This window comes from Staphylothermus marinus F1 (assembly GCF_000015945.1).
In the GTDB taxonomy this organism is placed as follows: domain Archaea; phylum Thermoproteota; class Thermoprotei_A; order Sulfolobales; family Desulfurococcaceae; genus Staphylothermus; species Staphylothermus marinus.
Map to the genome: position 1 here is coordinate 336,752 of NC_009033.1, position 21,993 is coordinate 358,744.

Below are 21,993 nucleotides of genomic sequence, written 5' to 3' on the forward strand. Positions count from 1 at the left end.
AAAGCTCAGCAATCAGCTTATTATCTCTATAAACCCTGATATTGGTAGCAACATAGAAAGAATTGAAAGTTCTTTTCTTGAGGGCTTCTCTAAGGGTTTCGGCTACTATGTAGCAACATAGAAAGAATTGAAAGTAGGCGAGGACGACATGGTTAGGTGGAGAGCGAGAACCCGTTGTAGCAACATAGAAAGAATTGAAAGTCCCCCGCCACACCACGCACACAAAACATGCATGCAAAAGTAGCAACATAGAAAGAATTGAAAGTTGTAGAATAGCCTGGGCTACTGCCTCTACCTTCTCTTTAGTAGCAACATAGAAAGAATTGAAAGTTTATCCCCACAAACCTTAGCAGTATATCGTATAACTGGTAGCAACATAGAAAGAATTGAAAGCGGACTCGGTTTTGCCAGCGATATCGGGGTAGCGGATGTGTAGCAACATAGAAAGAATTGAAAGGTCCATAAATTTGTGGAGCATACTCTACTAGCATTTCATGTAGCAACATAGAAAGAATTGAAAGAAGATTAATGGAATTGCAACGCTTATTAATGCTATTATTAGGTAGCAACATAGAAAGAATTGAAAGCTGCCGTATCAAGCTTCGGCACAATTTTTGTCCTAAATATGTAGCAACATAGAAAGAATTGAAAGTTAGAGACCTATGCGTCCTAATAGAGGTATTGCTCTCCTAGGTAGCAACATAGAAAGAATTGAAAGATAGGAACCGCTCTGTGGCATGCGTTTATAGAAATTGGTAGCAACATAGAAAGAATTGAAAGAGAGATACAGCGAGATAGATTATACGCCGACAATTGACCAAGTAGCAACATAGAAAGAATTGAAAGATTATTTGGGGTTCCTTATGTTTGTTGGGTTTTTATTTCTATATGTCCTAGTCCTATTGCTCTGCTTGATCCTGCTCCCATTATTTGTGCGTGGCTTAGTATGTTTTCTATTAGTAGTTTTTCTTTTTTGCTAGTGTTTTCTTTGTTTATCCAGTATTTTACGTATCCTGTTAGTGCTGGTATTGTTTTTTGTTCGTATAGTACTTCTACTTGCTTAACCGTTTTCCAATATGTTTTGCTTTCTATGAGTACATAGTTTATTATGTCTAGTATTCTCCAGTATTCCGGTCCTCTTTTATACATCTTGGTTATTTCTCCAGCATTATAGCTGAAAAGTATTCCAGGTAATATGTTTAGTCTCTTATACTTTGATTTTCTATATGGATCTATTGGTTGTACAGGTGTTCTAAACATCACTTTTACTGAATCAGTATTGTCTAGTTTTATTGGGGGGTTATTGTTTGGCAACTTATATGTTTTAACATCTAGGTCTGTGAGTATCCATTCAGTGTTGAAAAATTTTATACTATTAATTCCTAGAACAGCTTCAAGAATCATTCCAGAAACCTCTTCACTACATGATACTGTGAAGAAATATTTTTTGTCAGGCTTAACAGTAGTGATTCCATTATTGACACCAGCTCTCTTCCATAAATAAACCACGCCGTTTCTACTATAGTATCCTATAGGTGTAACATGTATAGGTTTAGGCTGATCAGGAATGCTTTCCTCAAAAATCTTTTCAAGCAAAGGATTACTTTTAATAAGCAAAGACTTTACAACTTTACCAGTGAACGGTGGGAGAACAGCTGGATTAGTAACAGTTATCCCAACATGTACAACATAGTATCTCCTACTAGGAGCAGAAAATAAGACATGCTCAATATCAAGACCTATATCAATCAATACGTAGACTCCTCCAATTCATTTCTATTTATATAAGATCTTCTCTGCCAACAATTTCTAAAACAGCTCTTCCAGCAGGGGATAAATAATACTTGTTACCCTCCCTCCTAACAAAGCCTCGATCCAGTAATTTCTTAAGTATTCTATGAATAGATGAAGCAGGTTTAACGATTCTATCTGATATTCTAGACAAAGTTATACCTGGCTCCTCCAATATGATCCTTAAAACTTCTAACTCGTTCCGAGACAAACTAGTATTCGTGAATATCTCAGCTCCACTAATAATAATTGATCCAGCACCAGTCTCTAAATCAATTCTCACCCTAAAAACACTTCTAAGCTTAGGAGTTAATAGTATGAATGCAGTAAATGTTTCGAGAACAAGTGCTCTAAGACCCCCGCCAAGACATAGGATTATTTCATTATTATTTCTTGCATGGTCAAGGAATAATTCATGGATCATCCTAACAGATCCCCAGAAATCAGATACCTCAACCCTATAACTTATAACATCCTCATCTCTAAGACCACTAATAACAGCGATCTTCTTAATTTCTGAAACAGCTTTAACAGCTCTAGGATCATCGTTTGCCGGCCTAATCAAAATAATCTTATCAACATTTCCAAAACCAGCTTCGGATAACGCGTGGAGAACAGGTCTTTCATCAAAGCCGAGCGTAGCTATTAAAATCAAGTATTGCACCCCAAATACTTTCTTATCCTATACTATTATACTATAATAAATATAATAACAGGATACATAACTTGTTTTTCTAATAACCTGGAAAAACAATAATGATTTTCCAAAACCACTTTAAAAACACCTATATATATTCTAAGGAAAAATATTTGTTGGTGATAACGTGTCTGAATCGCTTACCGAAATAAATCTTGACCCTATATCGAAACTATTAGCTGTAATCATAGCGGAGAACGGAGACTACTCCCACGTAGATAAATTAGGATATGTTGTCTCACCGGATCTAGCAGTTTATTATTTGAGAGAAGCACTAAGAGACTATAGCTCCTTAATGAACAAAACGAAATGGACAAATCCTAAAGCATACAGTGTAGCAAAAGAGATCAAAATGAAGAGTGTTGAATACATAATTGATAAGATCTCTAGAATAAATGATCCTAGGGAAGTTAGGAGAATAGTAGCAACAATAGCTGCAAAAGCCCTAGCTAAAGCTAATTCTCTAAGAATAGAAACCCAAGAAAAAGAAGAAGGAGGTGAAAAGTAATGGGAGACATATATTTCAGCTTCAGAGGAAGAGTATATATTAACGCAGAAGCACTAAACATGGTTGAAAGCATAGGGAACTATGTAAAACATAGAAGAATACCGGTAGTAATACCTGAAACCTACGTAACATACATGGTCCCAGCAATAAGCGGAGAATCAATAGCTCACGGATACCAGTATATTCTAGCACAGAAAGCACTAGAAAACGGATTATCCGTATGTAATCTATGCAAACACGGAATATTCTTAAAAAGCACAAACGAAGAAGTATTCAAGGATTCCTTTAACCAAGAAACAATACCCGACAAACCCGAAGAACTCGAAAAAACAATAGTTAAGGGTTGTGTAGTAGAAGATGTAGGAGGATTCCTGTTTACAACAGAAAAGAAAGAAGGAAAGAAAAAGAAAGAGGAAAAAGTTAAGAATCTTAAGAGAACAAGCAACTTCTACGTAGGATACATGATACCCGTAGCTGAAGCACTAGTAAACACTGTGATCGAGCCACAGCTACATACAAGATACGCTTTAGGCACCAAACATGTTAAAGAAAGAGGACAAATGATATACTATGTAGAAATAGCCTCAGCACCATACGTTTTCAGCTTCGACTTAGACACAAGATATATTGGTAGATCAACATACTCAGTAGAAACAGCAGGAAAACCAATTGTTAGTGAAGAAGAGATTAAGAAGCGTAAAATAGTAGCATTAGAAGCATTCAGAGAATTCATTACAGAAATGATGTTTGGAGCTAAGAAAACAAGATTCCTACCAGTAATAGATTGGGAATCATTCGTGGCAGCAGTAAGCGATAAACCATGGACTGTTCCAAGCCCATTCACTAAGAAATATATCGAGAACGCTGAGAAGAAACTGAAAAAGATCAATAAGAACACTAAACTATACATATACAGGAGAGATGGAGAGAAATCATTCGAAGAAGTATTATTTGAAGCCATTGAAGACGCTGTCAAAAGGATCACAGAGAAATAAATCATTAGGGCACCATAGAAATGCACGCATATAAGTTAAGAATAGAATTTCTATGGGGTCACCAATCAAGAATAGTAGGCTTATCAAAAACAAACCCATCATACTATTATCCCCCACCAACAACAATACTCGGAGCAATAGCTGAACCAATAGCAAAAGAATATAAATTAGGAGAAAACTCTGCGTCTGTTAGAAAATTATTAGCATCATTATCAGCAAATCTTCTTGCTCTAGGATTAAAACCTGTTAATGTGCTCCCTATCAAATATATGGATATAAATAGAATCCTAGCTGTCAAGCTTACTGGTAAAACACTTGGAAAAAAGAACGTAGTTCTTCCCTATCCTAATCCAAAGGATCTCGATAGATCGTTCGATGCGCCAGCTAGGGGTAAGACAATATTTGCTCCACTTGATTTCGATCCTCCTAAAATTGATATATTAATAGTCTTTAAAGAAAATCAAATATACGTAGATCGTGTAAAAGTAGATCTAGATGTAGATCTTTTATGGGATATTCATAGAATTGGATCAAAGGAGAGTATAGTCAGTGTTATGGACGTTAAAGAATCAAGAAAAATTAACATTGAGAGGGGAATAAGTATAACTGATTACTCTTTTCCACTAGACAGAGGAATTAAGGTGTTAGACATTATTGATAAAGGATGGATATACGAGACATACATTAATCCCTATAAATTAAAGGAAGAAAATAAAAGCATACTTGATCATTATCTTTCTAGCAATCTCTTATTATATATGGTTCCAATAAAGTTGACTATATCTAGCGAACCATCTGTAAAAATTATTGTACAAGAACCATTTGCCATATATAATGTATTTTTTAATTCCAACGAGGAACGAGTTGTAGGGGTGTCTCCTAAATTATGGCCGAGCTGAAATTATTAATAAAGCCTGATAATACTTTTTTAACTCAAATAATTTATGAAGGCTTACTTTTACTGCTCCAACACAATCTAGATCAATCATCATTTCATTACAATAAAATAATACTGCCTAGCTATTCTTTAAGAAAACTATTCGAAAATGTTATTCGCGATAAATCACTACGCGATGAGTTTGTTTCAGTACGAACAGCTTTTGTGGGTAATGACAAGAAATATGATCTTCCCGGTCAGATACTTAAATCCGTGGGAGTGCCTCTCAAGGGAAAATCAGGAATAACTTACATTGGTCAATTACTAGAAGTGCTTATAAATAATTATACAAAACTCCCAGACCTAAGAGATTCGAGCTTAATCTATAAACGCACTAGTAATTCTTTAATTATAGGTTCTGCGTTACAAGATGTTGTTTCTGCCCCACAAATATTCAAAGTTGACCGATACACAGGATTTACTACAGCTGACTTAAATACAACTTATAATCGGTATGGTGTTAAAGGCGAACCTTTCTGGGTTCTCATCGGTTTATTAGGAATAGCATCATCCTATGTAGTCCAGTATAGAGAACCGAAGAGTGGTTCTAAGGTATCAAAGATATCATATTATTATCTATTTTTCTCACCTGATGAGATGCTAGAGATGTTGGCAAGTCGTAATCCTAAATATCTATATAATTTAATGACATTAAAGAGAATAGTTGTGACCAAACTTAGAGAGCTTATAAACTCTAATCTGCCCAGCGAGATCATTATATTGAGTCTCATGTTAGACACGAATATCATGGCGGAATTAGCGAAGAACGAAATAGATCATTTATTTCTTCAACTATATAGAGTTGTTAATGAAGGTAACACGTATAAGATCTATAACACAACTCTGCTAAACCTGTACTCGACACCTTACTATCTCGATGTTCTGGAGAAGATTACTGGATCCTCGGATAAATCAGAGAACCTATTGAGCATTCTTAACAAAATGGTGCAACCTAATAGCCCTCTGATATGGAGTATTAATTCTATGGATAAGAAGAATAAGGATCCAGACGCGGATCATGCGTTTAGAGCGTTAATGGAGCTCTATAGGTTTATAGTATATGGTGATCCCAGGGGATTTTATGGTTTCTTAAGAGAGCTTACTAATGCAAAGACTATTCTAGAGGGAGAGAAAAATGAGAAGTATAAGAATAGAGCAAGATACTATTCTCGAAGATTAACGGAAATATCCAAGACCCTATGAATGTTAAATGCGCGGAGAGAGCCTCTATGAGTAATCCTGAAACTATTATTGATAATGTATATAAGGTTTTTAATTATAGTGGAAGAGATTTTTTAAAACATGCTTGGCGAGAAGTTGTTGGAAGCAACATATCGATTGTTGAGGCTCCTACAGGTTATGGTAAGACAACTTTGTCACAAGCATTTACACTATATAATTTAATATTCGGGTTTAAATCAGTAATATCCTATCCTCTACGAACACTTCTAGAAGATCAGCTGAACAAGTTTAGGATGCTGGGAGAAAAACTTGGTCTTAAAGACTTTGTTGGTTCGAGATATATGGGGCATCATGAATCCTATTACTACGTTAAACCGGTAACGTTGACAACTATTGATACACTCTCAATGTGTATTTTTGGATTAGAACCCAGTGAGCTAGACAGGTATTTGAAGGCATTATATATAGGCGAATCAATCACTAGTACTCTAGGACACTATTTGTTTTCAAAAGCCACAGTATTATTATCCAATATTGTATTGGATGAAACACATTTATTAGCAGATTCTATTAAATCACTGAACTTCTTAGCCGCACTAGTTATAATAGCTCATAATAACGATTTAAAATTGCTACTTGAATCTGCAACGTTACCAGACGCATTTATTCATGAATTGAAGAGGGTGTATAGTGGAATAAACGTTGTAAAGTTTAGTGAAGACATGGATCCAGAATTTGTTGAGGAGAGGGAGAAAAAGGAAATAGACTATATGAAACCAGTCGAGGTAGGAGAGGATAAATATGAAAAAATTATGGAGTGGTTAATGGAGGCGGAAAAGAACTTATCGGATCAAGGCTTAAGAGCACTAGTTGTATTCAATACTGTTAGAGAAGCTGTTGAATTCTATAATTACCTGAAGAAATACTCTGGAAAAATAGGAGTTAGCAATGATAATGTAATACTTATCCACTCAAGATATAAGGAGAAGGATCGAGGTGACAGAGTTGACAAGATACGTGAGCTAAGCAATATGCTTAAAGAGGCTATCAAGAATAAACAGGACACTAAAAACATACAATACATTATAGTAGCTACACAAGTTATTGAAGCAGGAGTTGATGTTTCATCAAATGTTTTCATAACAGATATCGCTCCTGCAAACTCCCTCATACAGCGTATGGGGAGGTTTCTAAGATACCCTGGAGAAAAATACGGGTATTTAAGAATCTGGTATGAAGACTTGAAACAATTTAAAAACAAATATAAAGTCTATGATCACAGCCTTGTACAGAGAACCCTAGATCAATTAATAGTATTTAAAACCTTCAACCCCCATCTCCCATCCAAGTATAGAGAATTAATAAACAATGTTTACCGCATAGAAGACTTCGCCATTAATACTTCAGAAGTAAATGATTTAGCCACACTTTATCTAGGATTAGCCCATGTAAAGAGAGCAATTGAGAAATTCCTGGACATGGGTGGAAGCTTCATAAGAGACTCTATACAGATCCCGGTGATTGCAGAGAGTGATTTATCGTCTAAGAACATATATGAATCACTTATACCAATGAGTATAGAAGCATTAAAACCCCAGATTGTTGTAGGAGTGCTTGTTAAGAGAGGTAATGAGCTGGAACAAGAGGAACTTAATGCAGAAGGCTTATCCATTAAAGGACTTAGAACAATTCTTCGGAGACGATCAATGATGCCCGATTTTATCGGTGTAGTTGTTAGGGGAAAATATGATTATGAGAAAGGACTTGTTTTGGAGGTGTAGTATTTTATGGATACGGGTTTGATTAGTAATAGGGTTATAAGCTTCTATGATCCCAGTAATAAAGTGAAGCCTATTGAATACTTGGCTGAGCATACTGGTTTAATGATAGAGTTACTGGATAGGGGGTCTAGAGCTATAGTTTATGGTAATAAATTGTTTTCAGAAATAAATATTGGCTCAGCTATAAAGGTTAGAGATGTAGACTATTATGATATACTTGTTACTTCAATTATCTTCCACGATATTGGGAAAGCATTCTACTTAGAGAATGCACAGAAATTTATCGGGATGGGTAAGCCAGTATATTTCACAGGGCATGAGATATTATCTGCTCTTATCTTGGATAATCTGAACAATATTTTGAACAAGATATATCCTACTAGTTATAGTTCATGGCTTCTTAAACCAAGCATTTATGCTATAATGTTCCATCACCACGCTCTCTCAATTACGAGGAGAATTAATAAAATAAAGAATATAGCATCTAGAATGGATGAGAACTATGTAGCCCAAATAATTAATCATATAGTGGAGGAGCTCAGCTTATTAAAAACAAGTATAGACACAGATAGAATTGGTAAACTACCGATTATATTGCTTGAACTACTCAATAAATACTCACAGAAAATATATAATGTTATCAAAGACGCTAACGGAGGATATAAGAGATTAAAACAAGAATTCTTCAAAATATTCGCTGGTGGAGGAAAACTTGCAAAGTTAATGCATCTAACACTTACCTCGCTAATAGTACTAGACTATGAAGCAGCCCGTAGAACAAGAGCAGGCCCAATAACAAGATTTGGAAAAATGTGTTCACAATGGAGAAAATACTATTTGTCTGCAACAATAAAAGAATCAGCTTAAAGCATTTTCACTCAACTATTCAAAACATTTTTGAATCAATTGCTAAATTCTTGGAATCAATAGTGTATATTTTGTTCTTGTCTACTAGCTATTAATGTTAAGGAATTTAAAAGATTGTTAGAGAGGAAGTTAGGAAAGATGCGATTGATGTTTTATCGAGCTCCTACTCTATATTGACATAGAGGGGCAGAAAAAGAGTGGAGAAACTTATAGATAAGAGGTCAATTATAAAGATGAGGAGTTCGTTGATTGTTGTGGCAAATAAAAATGCATTGTAAAGCCTAATTGTTTTCTCTAAGAAATCCTGAGAGATAGGAAGATATTGGTTAAGGAAACTGGAAGCGCTTGTGGAAACACTTAAACACGTGATTCTTACGTCTACGTACCGGAACAATGTGGTATTAATATGTAGTATTCGCTATAAGATTCGTTATTTGTCGAGCATTGAAGTATTCTAACAATTTGTTAGAAATAGTAAGGCTATCTATTAAGAATGCTATGATGGAGATCTTTGGGTTGTCAGATATTATCGTGGAGGCTAAGCTTTATAGTATAGGTTAGTATATGGTTAAATGGTGAGAACTTATGAGTGTTGTTGTAGAGACCAAGGTTGGTAGGAAAAGGGTTATCGTTATACCTAAGGCTGTTGCTGAAGCAGTTAAGATACGTGAAGGTCAGAGGGTTAGAGTAATGGCTGTTGGAGACAAGATCGTGATTGAACCGATAAGAGACGCTGTATGGCTTGCAATACATGGTAAAAAGATAGGCAAAATAATGCCTGAGGAACTAGAGGAGGAGAGTATTCTTGAACAAGAAAAAATCTATGAGAAACAATAAGAGAATACTCCTCGATACCTCGTTCCTGCTCCCAATACTAGGCTTTGAAACATCTGAGAGGATAATGAATACATTCTATAAGCTAGGTTCTTATAAGCTCTACTATAATGAGATAAGTATACTTGAAGCCCTATGGAAAATAATAAAGGTAATTAGAGGCAGAGATGAAGAAGTTTCACGTATTAGGCAAGGGGTTAGATCAATTATTGAGACTATTTGCTTATTTGGATATTATGGTTGTTTTGATAGATTGGCGGGGTTCGTTTTATAAATCCTCACTAATATAATGGTTAATGATTTGGGAAATGCAGATGAAGGGCTCATGGTGGTCTTGGTGGAGCCCCGATAACCCCCTCCGTGAAGGGATGAAGCCCCAACCCAAGAGGGGGAAGCCCGTGCAAATAATATCCAAAACAACCAAAAGATAAAGCACGGGCAACCACAATGAATCATGTACCCATAGATGATGAATCTATAGGTAACGCCATATACATGTATAGGTTGGGCCACAGAGATATGATAGATAACCTGCTATACTCGATAACTCTATCAAGAAAGCTTAAACTCCTAACAGTTGATGAAGAGCTTATAGGTTTTATAGAAAAACACAACTTACCAAGAAATAATATTATAACTCCCGAACAACTAGACTGAACTAAATAAAATAATATGTACAAATGCCAATAGAATATTATGAAAAGCTTAACCCGGCTAGAATAAAACCTAAAGCATTAAAGGTTTTGGATAAATTAGTAAATGAACTAGAAAAGGATCAAACATAAAAATTTCTTAAGAACTTATTATCTTTAAACACAGCTTATTCCATTGAATCATTTTCTTTTTATTAGGAAGATATTTCTGAACAATTGTTCTGCTAAAACTATGCTAATTTATTATCTTTCCAAGACTATTAAGGGCTACGGCGAAAACACGTATTCTATAGTTTTGAATATAGTCTCCTAATGAACTCGCCTTCCTTAATGTTTATATCTTGTGGTTTTCATCCTGGCTTCCACTATTTTTTCTCTTAGGATGACTATGTTTTGGTATATTTGAAAAACTAGTCCTTGCTCGATTTTTTTGTTTGGTTTTATTCTTGTTAGGAAGGATTCTATTTTGTCTACTAGATCTATTGCTTCATCCAATATTTCTTCTATATCCTTGTCTTTACTCATTGGATTGAATCACCTTTATTGTTACGTGTCCAAAACCGTTTGCTCTACTTGTTCCTATACCCATTATTGATGCGTGCAATAATATGTTTTCTAATAAATGTTTAGCTTTAGTCTCAGCTAGGAGATCCCAGTCTATCATGTATTTTGCATAACCTATTATTCCTGGAAGAGACTTGTTTCCATAAACATATTTTACAGGCTTAACTGTTTCTAGCACAGTATATGTTTCATTAAGTAATGCATTCACTAGAATAACAACCTCAATATATTCCTTATCACGTGTAAGCCTTAATAAGTCGCCTATGTTGTATGAGAAAACATTTCCAGGTGTAGGAAGAAACCTCTTATATCTAGTCTTCTTATAGGGGTCTAGGAGGAGTGCGGGAGTTCTAAACTCCACCTTCACAGCTATAGCATCATCTAAACGATAATCCAGCGGGATCTCTTCAGGCTTTGCTGGGAGCTTATATGATTCAATATTATATTCAAGCAGTGACCACTTGGTATTGAAAAGTTTTAATCCATCAAGACTAGTTAGGGCTTCGATCATTTTAGATGCAATATCCTCTGTGAAACCAACCCAGAACTCAACAGTATCTCCAGGATCAACTTTTAAAACAATATCGCTACCGCTTTTCTTCCATAAATACAAATATTTATTATTAACCCGCTTAGCAAGTGTAGATATAGCTATTGGTTTAGGATTATAGTTTGATGAGAAAACATCTTCTAAACCAGGCTCTGCATTGATTAGAAGTGTTTTAACAACTTTACCAGTATATGGAGGGAGAACAGCTTCTCCCTTCACCTCTAATACAATATGTGCTTTATAATATGTTCTGGGAGAGGCGGAGTAAAGAAGTCTTGAACCAATTATATCTGTTATAAGCATATATAAACACCAATAATGAGGTAGTACTTGTTACAAACAATATAATATATATGAATAATAGATAAAAATTATCACATCTAGACAAACTTAACAATTACTGAGCAGGAATATTGGATGGCGGAACCTCTTCGTTACTCATGCTTTTAAGTTCCTTCAACTTATTAACCGATCTATGGAATACATAGATTACTCCACCAACAAGAACTGCTGTAATAGACAACAATATTATTATTCTCCAATCAATACTTGGACTAACTTGTTGAGTAGCAATATTAATGTCTTTATCAAGCATAAACCCTAAATCAATAGTTTTTGGTTCCCCTGGCTTAACAGCTAATATATTATAAGAGCTTTTCTGCTCAGCAGGTATTATTGATAAGCTTAATTCTTCACTCTTATAGAGTATGATAAGATAGCCGGGCCTATCACCATTATTAGTAACATTTATAGCTGTAGAACCTTTAAAGCCCTTAACAACTATGTTTGCTCCAGGCAGTCCTCCAGCAAGTATTTTAGCTTTACCTAGATCCTCTTCTAAACTAGTAGCTTTAGCGGGAAGATTTGTTTCGAGTGTTTCAAGCTTATATATTAATTCACCCGAAGACTCAGAACCTTTCACGTTCATGTCTAGATACATATATAGGGGTTGCAGGGTCCCCATGTGTAGATATGTTTCTCCTTCTGCTTCAAATATTCTACCTTGATCACTTATGTTCATTGAAACTTTATACTTGTACACGGGTAATCCATTATATGTATCCATGCCTAGATAAGATATATTGTAATACGTTGTTAACCCGCTTAAAGGTATATTAAAAGTTCTAGATACTGCTCCCATTGTTTCTCCACCACTAAACGAACCCTTATAGTATTCGTCTAAATCTATATCTACACTATACTCTAGCTTCTCAGTGTTTTCACTTGATCCACTAGGTGAGAACGTTGTTGTCGTTGTCGATGTGCCCGATGCTAGGGAGGCAGTAATCTTCTCAATACTAATCGTTACATGTACGGTGTCTTGTGAAGTCATTGTTGCATTATAGAGTATAACCACTTCGCTGTGCATAGAAAGATTAACATTAGTAGATATGTCTAGGGTGAACAAGTATTTAACATAATAACTTGAATCCTCATCACTAATAACAGGTGTTACCACACCAGTAGGTATTAGTGATAATATTATTCCCATAAATAATAATATAAGTATCTTATTCGACAACATATTATTTTCCACCACAAAAACAAAAACTATTCTTAATCCTATATAATCCTACTGGTCATCCGTACATTGTTTTATATAGGCTCTCCTCTAGTATTAGGTTTTCATCATCCATTAAAGATGCTATTAGACTCCATATCAGCTTTATGAAGCTTTAAAGGAAATATAGTATACGTTCTATTCAAAGTTTCTAAAATAATTCTAGCATAAATAAGAAAAAATCGTCAAAAAATATTAAGAACTATTTTCCCTCCTTTAACTTGATGAATTCCTCAATAATTTTGTCTCCAGTGCTTGTCCCTATGCGTGATGCTCCTGCATCAATCATTGCTAATGCGTCTAGAGCGTGTCTTATACCTCCTGCAGCTTTAACTTTTATTCTCCCCTTAGCAACTCTATATAGTAATGCTACATCATGTATTGTAGCACCACCTGCTAAGAACCCTGTGGAAGTCTTAACATAGTCCGCTCCACTCTCAACTACAAGCTCTGTAGCCTTAACTTTTTCTTCATCACTCAACAAACCAGTTTCAATAATGACTTTAACTACACCAATATTATTTTTCCTAGCCTCCAATACAACATGCTTCATATCATCCAATACACGATCATAGTCTCCGCTCTTAAAATAATTAATATTCATAACCATATCAACTTCGGAAGCACCAGCTTGAGCAGCTAAACGAGTCTCTAAAACCTTAGCTCCAGCAAAAGTATTCCCCAACGGGAAACCAATAACAGTAGCCAACCTAATCGTATTACCAGCAATCTCACGAGCCTTCAACAATAAACTAGGCGGAAGCATTAACACTGCAAAACCATACCTCCTAGTATCCTCAACATATTTCTCCAACAACTTATAATCAGCATAAGGCTTCAACAAAGTATGATCAATCATAGAAGCAAACTCCTTAACACTAAGCTTCTCAACAAGCGAACCAACACCCATAACACACCACCCCATAACTATAAAATATAGCATCAAAACATATAAAACCACACCAAACACAAAACCAAGAAAAAAACACATACAAAACCAATGGAAACTGGTCGAATATTTTTCATTATACAAACTCGTCAAGGGGTCAGAGATACTATTAAACCAATAGAAAATCACTCGAACATGATCAATCAAGGATCAAATATGGAAAAACATATATAACATTTCGAACAAAAAAGATAAATGTAGCAAAGTATTCGAACCAATGTAACAACATAGAAAGAATTGAAAGCGCTGGAGACTGGGTCTATGTGATACTGTGGAGATCTCCCGTAACAACATAGAAAGAATTGAAAGAGCTAGGGGGGATATAGCACCAGATACTCCTATATCCTCAGTAACAACATAGAAAGAATTGAAAGATTATATATATTGTTTGGTATACATTTACTATTTTTAATGTAACAACATAGAAAGAATTGAAAGTCGAACCATATAGACATTCTCCCATTCGCACTAACTGTAAAGTAACAACACAGAAAGAATTGAAAGCATTGCAGTTATCGCATTGAGCACTTACTGGTAACAACATTAAAAGAATTGAAAGAAATATTGACTAGAGGTATGATCATTATTGGGGAGAAAGATGAAGTAATGAAGTGTTTTGATCGGGTGCTTGGGGAAAGATGTGTAGTGTTTTTTGTATTGTGTGGGGTTTATTGTTTTATTGTTTAGGGTTTTGAGTTTGTTTGTTAGAATATTAGTTTATGTGTGTTGGTTTAGTAGTTTTATGATTTTTGGCAGCATTTCCCATCCATGAGGTATTATTCCTAGTTTTCCTTTTCTGCATTCTTTTTCTGTTAGTTTTGTTGTTTGGTCTGGCTGTATTGTTTCTGCCATTACTGCTACGGGGACTGGATCATCTGTGTGTGCTCCTATAGATGGGGGTGTTGCGTGGTCTGCTGTTACTAGTATTGCTGTGTTACTACTCATTTTTTCTAGGAATGGTTGGACAAAGTATTTATCTATATCTTCTATTCTCTTCTTTTTCAACTCTATGTTTCCATCGTGTCCTGGTTCATCTGGTCCTTTTAGGTGTACATAGACTATATCATATTTTTTAAGTGCTTCCAATGATTTCTCGAGTCTAACACTATATACCTCACTGGGATCTCCTATTGGTGGTTCTAACGCTATTGTGTCTGCTCCAAATATTCTACCAATCCCTATTTCTACAGGCATTTCAGCTAAGACCGCAAATTTTAAACCATATTTTATGGGTAATGGAGTTGTTTTGGGTAGTGTTCCCCCAGCGTCTCGGAGCAGGATAGCGTTTCCAGGCAATAAACCCTTTTCTTTCCTCTTAATGTTTACTGGGTGCTTATCTAGTATTTCAATTGTTTTCTCCGTGAAAATATTTGCTAGCTCAGCTGTTCTCTTAGCTTCTTCTGTGTTTTCGAGAGCTTCGACAGGTTTAATATATGGTTCGAACTCTTTAACTGCAATATTCAATAATCCTTTACGAATATATGCTGGATCACTGTTGCTAACATATGGGCTTAACCTATATTTATCACTGCTAATAACAACAACTGCTCTATGACCAATAGTGGCTTTAACTCTTGCATATCCATCATATTTTCCAAGATCAAGACCGTCAACAGCTTTAGCAAGCTCGTTGGCTTCTTCAGTGGATAAGCTTCTGCCAACCCTTCTATCAATTAATTTCTTAGTCTTGGGATCAACTGTTGCGAAATTAGCTCTAAAAGCTACCTCATAGCCCTCCCTAATACTTAGCCCAGCACCAACTGCTTCAATAACCCCCCTACCAGGATATACTTCGTGAGGATTATATCCAAGAATAGATATAACTGCTTCATCGCTTTCAGGAGCCACACCCTTCCCAACAGTATACATTAAACCGCAAACACCATTACGAGCAATATAGTCTAATCCAGGCTTCACAGCAAGTTCCAACGTAGTAGCTGGGTCATCTAGTCTATCAGCCATACCATCTAGGACAAGATATAATAATTTCTTAACCGACATCCCAATAAATCACCTCATTATTATGTATTAACACGTAAACAACATATTTTAAAAATTATTAGTGGCGATTAACCTATGATAAAGAATCTAATAGACTAATAGATATTCTGGAAAACAATATATAAATAGCTTGGTTAACCGAACAATTTTCCGGATGGATTATCTTTGATTAGTAAAAGACTCAGGATTTAACAAAAAATATTTGGATAAACAAGAGTTAAGCCTAAATAAGTGTTCGAAAAAATCTTGGTATAATTAAGGTGATAAGGGATGTGTTTTAACGAGTAAAACAAGACTCCAATTCTCCCAAACCTATTCTAAGACTCTATTCTCGAAATATAGGAGAACCATTCTATTAAAACATTTGAAACAATACAGAGATAGTAGTGTAGTAGAGATCATTGCTTGGATCGCTGATAAGATGGGAGATAAATTAATGCTCAGAGATCCTAGCGGGATAGAATCGTTCAGTATAAAAGGTATAGGTTCTGAAGAGATTAAGAGTCTTCCCCTAGAGACACTACTATGGATTAAAGGTATAGTTGTAGATGATACTATTATCGTTAGTGATTACAAGGTTATCCATAAACCCGTCAAGGAGAGAATAGTCGATTATACAAGAATAGATAATGTTGAATTATCAGATTACGCTAGGCATTACGCATGGTATTTTAGAAACTCAATAATATCTTCCACTATAAAATTACTATCATATGTTACAAGGTATAGTAGGGAGAACCTATATAGTAAAGGCTTCATAGAGCTATTACCGCCGATGATCAGCTTAGCCAGTGATCCAGGGCTTAGAGGTGCAAAGAAACTAAAAACAAAATATTATGGAGAAACATATGAGTTGACAAGCAGTGTTATAATGTTTAAACAAGCATCTGTAGCTGTCTATGAAAAAGTATTCTTTACAGCAAGAAACATTCGTGAAGAACCACCGGAAAACATATGGACAGGTAGGCACTTATCCGAATTTACTCAATTAGATATTGAATGGGCTATGAGCGATTTAGAAGATGTAATAAGGTTGGCTGAGGAACTACTATATACTGTATCTAAGATTATTGCTGATAAACACATTGATCTAATATACGATATTGGTGAGAGAAAAGAACCAATAATACTTAAACCACCATTTCCCAGGATAAGATATGATGAAGCATTAGAATTAGCCAGGAAACTTGGAGAACCCGTTGAGTGGGGTAAAGAATTAACACATAAAGCAGAAACAAAAATTGCAGAATACTATGATTCACCAGTATGGATTATAGGATATCCTGTTATAAGCCGTGGATTCTACTATTTACCAGACCCCGATGATCCAAGATATAACTTAGACTTCAACCTATTATTACCAGAGGGGTACGGTGAAGTAATAGATGGTGGAACCAGAGAATATAGATATCCGCAAATCATTGAGAGAATAAAGAAGCTGGGCGAACCCCTCGATAAATATGAGTGGTTCATAGAACTAGTTAAGGAGGGCGGGATACCTCCTAGCAGTGGTTGGGGATTAGGATTAGAGAGACTAACAAGGTACTTGGCAGGACATAAGCATGTAGGATATGCAACTATATTCCCCAAACTACCTGGAATAACTGGGACCCCGTAAAAAGTTATTCAGCGATGCGGTAATTTGCCGGTTAGAAGTAGCTGTTTCAGAAAGGAATAGTATGGATCAGGTATTTTTAGCTCCTCATATCTCCTAATAATTTTTTCAACAGGATACTTTTTTCTCTTTAAAATAACTGTGTCGTTCTCGACTACAGCATATCCAGCCCTTGGATCACCATCTCTTGGCTGACCAATGCTTCCCGGATTAATTACTTGTATGGAATCTATTGTTAACATGAACTGTACATGTGTGTGTCCAACATAGATCCTCTCATACCGGTGTTTGCCACTGGTTTTTCCAAAAACATATTTTCGGCCAATTACTGCTCGTAAGATTTTCTCTATTATTTCCTCGTATCCAATCCATGGATATAAATAGTCATATAAGGGATTAGATGGTGATCCATGCACATATAATGCATTGTCTTTTTCAATAAATAACGGTAGTTTCGCCAAGTATTCTTTATCATTACTACTCAACAATTTATTGGTTATATTTTCTCTAAACCATACACTAACCCAGTGTGTAGCTTCGCCGCATCTACAATCAACTCCGTATCCAACAGCGTGGTCATGGTTTCCACGAATAATTCTGGCTCCAATAGTTCTCAAAACATCTATTACTTCTCCCGGGTAAGGACCATAATCTACTAGGTCTCCGAGAACAATCACTTCATCATATACTTCATTATCTAATATTGTTTGGAGAGCTGGTAGGTTTCCGTGTATATCGCTTATTAGTAATTTCTTCATTCAATGCTCACCTTCTAGTATAAGTATTTTATGTCAATAATTAAATTGCTTAGAAAATATTATGCTTTATAGGTAAAATTTTCATATATGATATTACTTTATATATTTCTGGTAGTGCTATGGAGCTTGTTATTGGAGAGAAAGGACTAGATGTCCGTGTAGCTAGGCTTTTATCTGGAATAGCTCGATGACCCTATACATTGATTCTGGGAATAAGTTTTCTGAGAAGCTTCTTAAGCATGTGGATGAGTAATACTGTTGCAACATATGTTATGCTCCCATTAGCAGCTGCATTATTAGCTGGTGTTAGAGATAAGGCTCCCAGGATATCATCTATAGCAATGGTTTCACTAGCTATGGGGGCTAGTATAGGTGGGACAGCAACATTGATCGGGACTCCTCCAAACCTTATAGCTGCTGAGTTTCTCAATAAGTTTGCTTATGGACAATATGCTATAGGATTCTATGAATGGTTACTAATAGGATTGCCTGCTTGGATAATAGGGTTTAGTATAGGTGTGTTATTAGCGTTTCTATATGCTAGAATAACTGCTGGTGGAGAACTAGGAATTGTTGAGGATTATCTTAGAGGGATAAGGGAGAGAGGAGAAGCTAAGCCTTGGAGCAAGGTAGAGATTATAGCGTTGATAGAGCTGTTGATACTTGTAGGTTTATGGATTACAGAGCCTTTACACCGTATTAAAACAGGTATTGCTGCAGGCATAGGTATACTGTTGTTCTTCGCAACAGGCATATTGAATCCGAAGGAGCATTGGAAAAAACTTGCATGGGATCTCATGGTATTGTTCGGTGCCGGATTAACTCTTGGATCAGGGTTGATGAAGAGTGGATGGGCTAATTATTTATTATCACAGCTACACGGCATAGGATCGCTTGGATGGGTAGGATTCTACATCATAGGTTTTACAGCATACTTCATAGGAACATTTATATCAAGCCATACTTCGACATCAGCATTCATAGCACCATTAACGATTCCTTTGGGAATGACTATGGCAGCATCACTTGGATTAAGCCCTGCAACAGGTGCGGCACTAGCAACTATTGTAGCTGTTGTATCGCTAAATAACGCTATAGCATTACCAATATCTACTCCTCCATCAGCAATAGTATATGCTAGTGGTAAGGCAGATATAAAGGATCTAATGATCTATGGTTTCCTGTTCGGAATAGTTGCCAACGCAATAATAATAACTGCCTTTGCTACATTATTGGACAACTATTTTGTAAGCATAAATAAAAATAATTATTTTTCTAAAACATGTATGGATTAATCAATGTATCCGAGAGCTCTAAGCCTCTCCTTAACCTTTTCCTCGTCCTCCTTACTCATAGTTTCTCCTTCAACACTACTCGTCTCAACAAGTTGTTCCAGCACATATATTATGAATTCCTCAATATTATTGAATCCAGCATCTTCTGCTTCCCGAGTTATTTTCTCATACAATGTTTTAGGAATACTTATTTTGACAGTAACTTCTTCCTCCGCCAAGACATTTACACCATCTAAATTATATTGATTAGTAATGTATTAGCTTATTTTTATTTCTTAGTGTACGAAGGGGTCTTTAAAACTAAGTATTACTTTGGCAACCTCCGGCCTCATCATGTATTCTGGCGGTGTAATACCTTTCTTAATTATTTCTCTAAGCTTAGTACCGCTTATCCTGATCCTGTATTCTTCGCCGTGGGGACATATTTTCTCATTAACCATTCCACCGCATTTCTTACAATAGAATGCTTCTCGTATAAATAATGGTGTTATGCCCAGGTCTGGGAATTCATCGAATATCTCCCATGCTTCATATGGTTTATAATAATCTCCCACACCTGCATGGTCTCTTCCAACAATAAAGTGTGTTGCCCCGAAATTCTTCCTGACAATAGCGTGGTGAACAGCTTCTCGAGGACCAGCATAGTTCATATTCATCATTAAACCAGCTAGTACAACCACATTATCTGGATAATAATGTTTGATCAATGCTTCATATGCTGCAAAAATAACTTCGTCACGGTAATCACCAGGCTTTTTCCAACCTATTAGTGGGTGAATGAATAAGCCATCCGTGAATGTCAAGGCTGCTTTTTGAACATATTCATGTCCACGATGAGGAACATTACGTGTTTGGAAAGCCACTATTGTTCTCCACTTTTTCTCTCTGAAAAGAACACGTGTTTCTATAGGCCATAATATTCTGTGTTCAAGTGGGTGATGAGGTTGGTTCAGTAAATCAATTGTTCCTCCAAGTAATAGTTCTTTGCGTTGATAAGTTTTAGCTACGCCTGGATGGTTGGGATCAGTTGTTTTATATACTTGTCTAGCATATTCTTTTTTATCCCATCCATATATTTCCTCAACTCTCATAATAGCGTAGATTTCATCTTTATATTTGAGAGCAATATCATCCCCCTCCTTAACATTGCTAATCTCTTCTGGATCAACATCTAGGATTACCGGTATAGTCCATGGAAGATCATTTGATAGCCTCATATCATATAATACATGTAAATAATCCTCTTGAACCATGAATCCCTCCAATGGGCTAAAGGCTCCATTAGCGATATCGAGCAAATCAATTAATCTCTCATAGCTAATCTCTATGCTTGGAAGCTCATGTGTCTCCTTTAATAGCGCTGTTCTCCTCTTGGAAGAAACAATTCTATTAACTAGCTTTCCACCGTGAGGACGAGGTATCACTATATATCACCTTTCATCTCATCTTAAATATATCCTAGCCGGCGAAGCTTCTCAATAATCTTCTGCTTATCCTCCTCAGTAAATGGTTCCTCATACTTTTCCTCTTCATGTGCAGCAACAACTTCTCTTAAAACATATGTTACATACTGGGATACGCTAGTGAAACCAGTGTTTTCAATAAGTTTTTTAATTCTATTATATAATGTTATAGGTATTGAGACAGTTGTGTATTTTATTCTTTTTTCGTCCTCCATATTATCACCGAATACTATACTCTATGATTAATTAAATATAATTAAATAGGAAATAAAAATATTATGTAGTTGTGGAAAAATGATCTTTACAAACATATTATACATACTAATTTAATATATAAAAACACCTGATCGATTCAAGTAGAAAACAATATAATTCCTCGATTACGGATAATAATGAATTGTTCAAATAATAATTACTAGTATCTAGTGGAAGGGGTTGTGTTTTGAAGCATCTAAATAAAGGATTTGTTGTCTGGTTCACGGGTTTACCTGGGAGCGGTAAGACCACGTTGGCTAAAAATGTTGCTAAGATTCTTAGAGATAAAGGTTATCGTGTAGAAGTTATTGATGGTGATTGGGCTCGTAAAACAATTAGTTTAGGTGCTGGCTATACTAGGGAGGAGCGTAGAATACATTTACACCGTGTAGCATGGGTTGCGAGACTGCTTGCTAGGAATGGAGTAATTGTTCTCTGTAGCTTCGTGTCGCCGTACCGTGATGTACGCAAGATGATCCGTGAAATAATTGAGGAAGAAGCACCATTTATTGAAGTATATGTTTATTGTCCATTAGAGGAGTGTATAAGGAGGGATCCCAAGGGATTATATAAGAAGGCTTTGCGTGGAGAGATAAAACATTTCACAGGTATAAGCGATCCATACGAGCCCCCAGAAAACCCGGATATAGTTGTTGATACTGTTAAGTATTCAATAGAAGAAAATGTTGAAAAAATAATTAATTACTTGGCTAAAAGATTTGGCATTAATTAAATTT

Annotated in this window: 23 protein-coding genes and 2 CRISPR repeat arrays (1 of these 25 running past the window's edge); of the genes, 12 read left to right on the forward strand and 11 right to left on the reverse strand. The window is 35.8% G+C overall.

Translation table 11 applies throughout. The features are described 5' to 3' along the window. Positions 1–846: direct repeats of the CRISPR family, unit length 25 nt; unit sequence GTAGCAACATAGAAAGAATTGAAAG; it begins 85 nt to the left of the window's first position. Between the two features lie 15 nt (positions 847–861). Further along, entirely contained in the window at positions 862–1,752 is an 891-nt protein-coding gene (locus tag SMAR_RS01600; RefSeq protein ID WP_011838622.1) for a CRISPR system precrRNA processing endoribonuclease RAMP protein Cas6, read from the reverse strand. Positions 1,753–1,780: 28 nt separating this feature from the next. Continuing rightward, positions 1,781–2,446: a CRISPR-associated CARF protein Csa3 gene (gene csa3 / locus SMAR_RS01605; RefSeq protein ID WP_011838623.1), complete on the reverse strand. Its 666-nt coding sequence runs from the start codon at positions 2,444–2,446 to the stop codon at positions 1,781–1,783. Between the two features lie 169 nt (positions 2,447–2,615). Between csa3 and SMAR_RS01610 the strand changes: the two genes are divergently transcribed. The 9 genes from SMAR_RS01610 (at position 2,616) to SMAR_RS01650 (ending at position 10,249) form a co-directional block, all read left to right on the forward strand. Further along, entirely contained in the window at positions 2,616–2,996 is a 381-nt protein-coding gene (locus SMAR_RS01610) for a CRISPR-associated RAMP Csa5 family protein (protein ID WP_011838624.1), read from the forward strand. Beyond that, positions 2,996–3,991: a type I-A CRISPR-associated protein Cas7/Csa2 gene (cas7a, locus tag SMAR_RS01615; protein ID WP_011838625.1), complete on the forward strand. Its 996-nt coding sequence runs from the start codon at positions 2,996–2,998 to the stop codon at positions 3,989–3,991. Before SMAR_RS01610 ends, cas7a begins: the two co-directional genes overlap by 1 nt. A 20-nt stretch (positions 3,992–4,011) precedes the next feature. Further along, positions 4,012–4,890, forward strand: coding sequence for a type I-E CRISPR-associated protein Cas5/CasD (locus tag SMAR_RS01620; RefSeq protein WP_011838626.1), 879 nt, complete (start codon positions 4,012–4,014; stop codon positions 4,888–4,890). Then, entirely contained in the window at positions 4,878–6,131 is a 1,254-nt protein-coding gene (locus SMAR_RS01625; protein ID WP_011838627.1) for a hypothetical protein, read from the forward strand. Before SMAR_RS01620 ends, SMAR_RS01625 begins: the two co-directional genes overlap by 13 nt. Before the next feature lie 26 nt (positions 6,132–6,157). Continuing rightward, positions 6,158–7,891 carry a CRISPR-associated helicase Cas3' gene (gene cas3 / locus SMAR_RS01630; RefSeq protein ID WP_011838628.1) on the forward strand — a complete coding sequence of 578 codons (1,734 nt, stop codon included), beginning with the start codon at positions 6,158–6,160 and terminating at the stop codon, positions 7,889–7,891. A gap of 6 nt (positions 7,892–7,897) precedes the next feature. Then, on the forward strand, positions 7,898–8,758 hold the full coding sequence (locus SMAR_RS01635; protein ID WP_011838629.1) for an HD domain-containing protein: 861 nt from the start codon (positions 7,898–7,900) through the stop codon (positions 8,756–8,758). A gap of 585 nt (positions 8,759–9,343) precedes the next feature. Beyond that, positions 9,344–9,595 carry an AbrB/MazE/SpoVT family DNA-binding domain-containing protein gene (locus tag SMAR_RS01640; protein WP_011838630.1) on the forward strand — a complete coding sequence of 84 codons (252 nt, stop codon included), beginning with the start codon at positions 9,344–9,346 and terminating at the stop codon, positions 9,593–9,595. Then, a complete protein-coding gene (locus tag SMAR_RS01645) occupies positions 9,564–9,866 on the forward strand; it encodes a PIN domain-containing protein (protein WP_212576999.1) in 303 nt (100 codons plus the stop codon). Before SMAR_RS01640 ends, SMAR_RS01645 begins: the two co-directional genes overlap by 32 nt. Before the next feature lie 173 nt (positions 9,867–10,039). Further along, positions 10,040–10,249: a PIN domain-containing protein gene (locus SMAR_RS01650; protein WP_011838631.1), complete on the forward strand. Its 210-nt coding sequence runs from the start codon at positions 10,040–10,042 to the stop codon at positions 10,247–10,249. Between the two features lie 323 nt (positions 10,250–10,572). On the opposite strand, the gene SMAR_RS01655 is transcribed toward SMAR_RS01650, so the two are convergent. From SMAR_RS01655 to apgM, 5 genes are all read right to left on the reverse strand, one after another. Then, positions 10,573–10,770: a hypothetical protein gene (locus SMAR_RS01655; RefSeq protein ID WP_052833781.1), complete on the reverse strand. Its 198-nt coding sequence runs from the start codon at positions 10,768–10,770 to the stop codon at positions 10,573–10,575. After that, a complete protein-coding gene (gene cas6 / locus SMAR_RS01660; protein ID WP_011838632.1) occupies positions 10,763–11,662 on the reverse strand; it encodes a CRISPR system precrRNA processing endoribonuclease RAMP protein Cas6 in 900 nt (299 codons plus the stop codon). Before cas6 ends, SMAR_RS01655 begins: the two co-directional genes overlap by 8 nt. A gap of 94 nt (positions 11,663–11,756) precedes the next feature. Next, positions 11,757–12,884: a hypothetical protein gene (locus tag SMAR_RS01665; RefSeq protein ID WP_011838633.1), complete on the reverse strand. Its 1,128-nt coding sequence runs from the start codon at positions 12,882–12,884 to the stop codon at positions 11,757–11,759. Positions 12,885–13,122: 238 nt separating this feature from the next. Beyond that, entirely contained in the window at positions 13,123–13,830 is a 708-nt protein-coding gene (gene deoC / locus SMAR_RS01670; RefSeq protein WP_011838634.1) for a deoxyribose-phosphate aldolase, read from the reverse strand. Positions 13,831–14,088: 258 nt separating this feature from the next. Continuing rightward, positions 14,089–14,428: a CRISPR direct-repeat array (repeat unit 25 nt; unit sequence GTAACAACATAGAAAGAATTGAAAG). A 158-nt stretch (positions 14,429–14,586) separates the two neighbouring features. Further along, positions 14,587–15,870 (reverse strand): 2,3-bisphosphoglycerate-independent phosphoglycerate mutase, encoded by a 1,284-nt coding sequence (apgM, locus tag SMAR_RS01675; protein ID WP_011838635.1) that lies wholly within the window; start codon positions 15,868–15,870, stop codon positions 14,587–14,589. A 364-nt stretch (positions 15,871–16,234) separates the two neighbouring features. Between apgM and SMAR_RS01680 the strand changes: the two genes are divergently transcribed. Beyond that, positions 16,235–17,488: an asparagine synthetase A gene (locus SMAR_RS01680; RefSeq protein ID WP_011838636.1), complete on the forward strand. Its 1,254-nt coding sequence runs from the start codon at positions 16,235–16,237 to the stop codon at positions 17,486–17,488. A gap of 8 nt (positions 17,489–17,496) precedes the next feature. Here SMAR_RS01680 and SMAR_RS01685 read toward each other — a convergent pair whose 3' ends face one another. Beyond that, positions 17,497–18,243, reverse strand: a complete 747-nt coding sequence (locus tag SMAR_RS01685; RefSeq protein ID WP_011838637.1) for a metallophosphoesterase family protein — start codon at positions 18,241–18,243, stop codon at positions 17,497–17,499. 200 nt (positions 18,244–18,443) lie between these two features. On the opposite strand from SMAR_RS01685, the gene SMAR_RS01690 reads away from it, so the two are divergent. After that, entirely contained in the window at positions 18,444–19,538 is a 1,095-nt protein-coding gene (locus tag SMAR_RS01690) for an SLC13 family permease (RefSeq protein WP_011838638.1), read from the forward strand. Here the strand turns inward: SMAR_RS01690 and SMAR_RS01695 are convergent. Genes SMAR_RS01695 through SMAR_RS01705 form a run of 3 tightly spaced genes read right to left on the reverse strand, consistent with a single transcriptional unit; the run spans position 19,535 to position 21,216 of the window. After that, a complete protein-coding gene (locus SMAR_RS01695) occupies positions 19,535–19,756 on the reverse strand; it encodes a CopG family transcriptional regulator (protein ID WP_011838639.1) in 222 nt (73 codons plus the stop codon). The two genes, SMAR_RS01690 and SMAR_RS01695, sit on opposite strands and share 4 nt — an antisense overlap. A 57-nt stretch (positions 19,757–19,813) precedes the next feature. Then, positions 19,814–20,962: a sulfate adenylyltransferase gene (gene sat, locus SMAR_RS01700; protein WP_011838640.1), complete on the reverse strand. Its 1,149-nt coding sequence runs from the start codon at positions 20,960–20,962 to the stop codon at positions 19,814–19,816. Positions 20,963–20,985: 23 nt separating this feature from the next. Further along, positions 20,986–21,216, reverse strand: a complete 231-nt coding sequence (locus SMAR_RS01705; RefSeq protein WP_011838641.1) for a ribbon-helix-helix domain-containing protein — start codon at positions 21,214–21,216, stop codon at positions 20,986–20,988. 227 nt (positions 21,217–21,443) lie between these two features. Here SMAR_RS01705 and cysC point away from each other — a divergent pair, with 227 nt between their 5' ends. Then, positions 21,444–21,989, forward strand: coding sequence for an adenylyl-sulfate kinase (gene cysC, locus SMAR_RS01710; protein WP_011838642.1), 546 nt, complete (start codon positions 21,444–21,446; stop codon positions 21,987–21,989). Positions 21,990–21,993 lie beyond the last annotated feature (4 nt).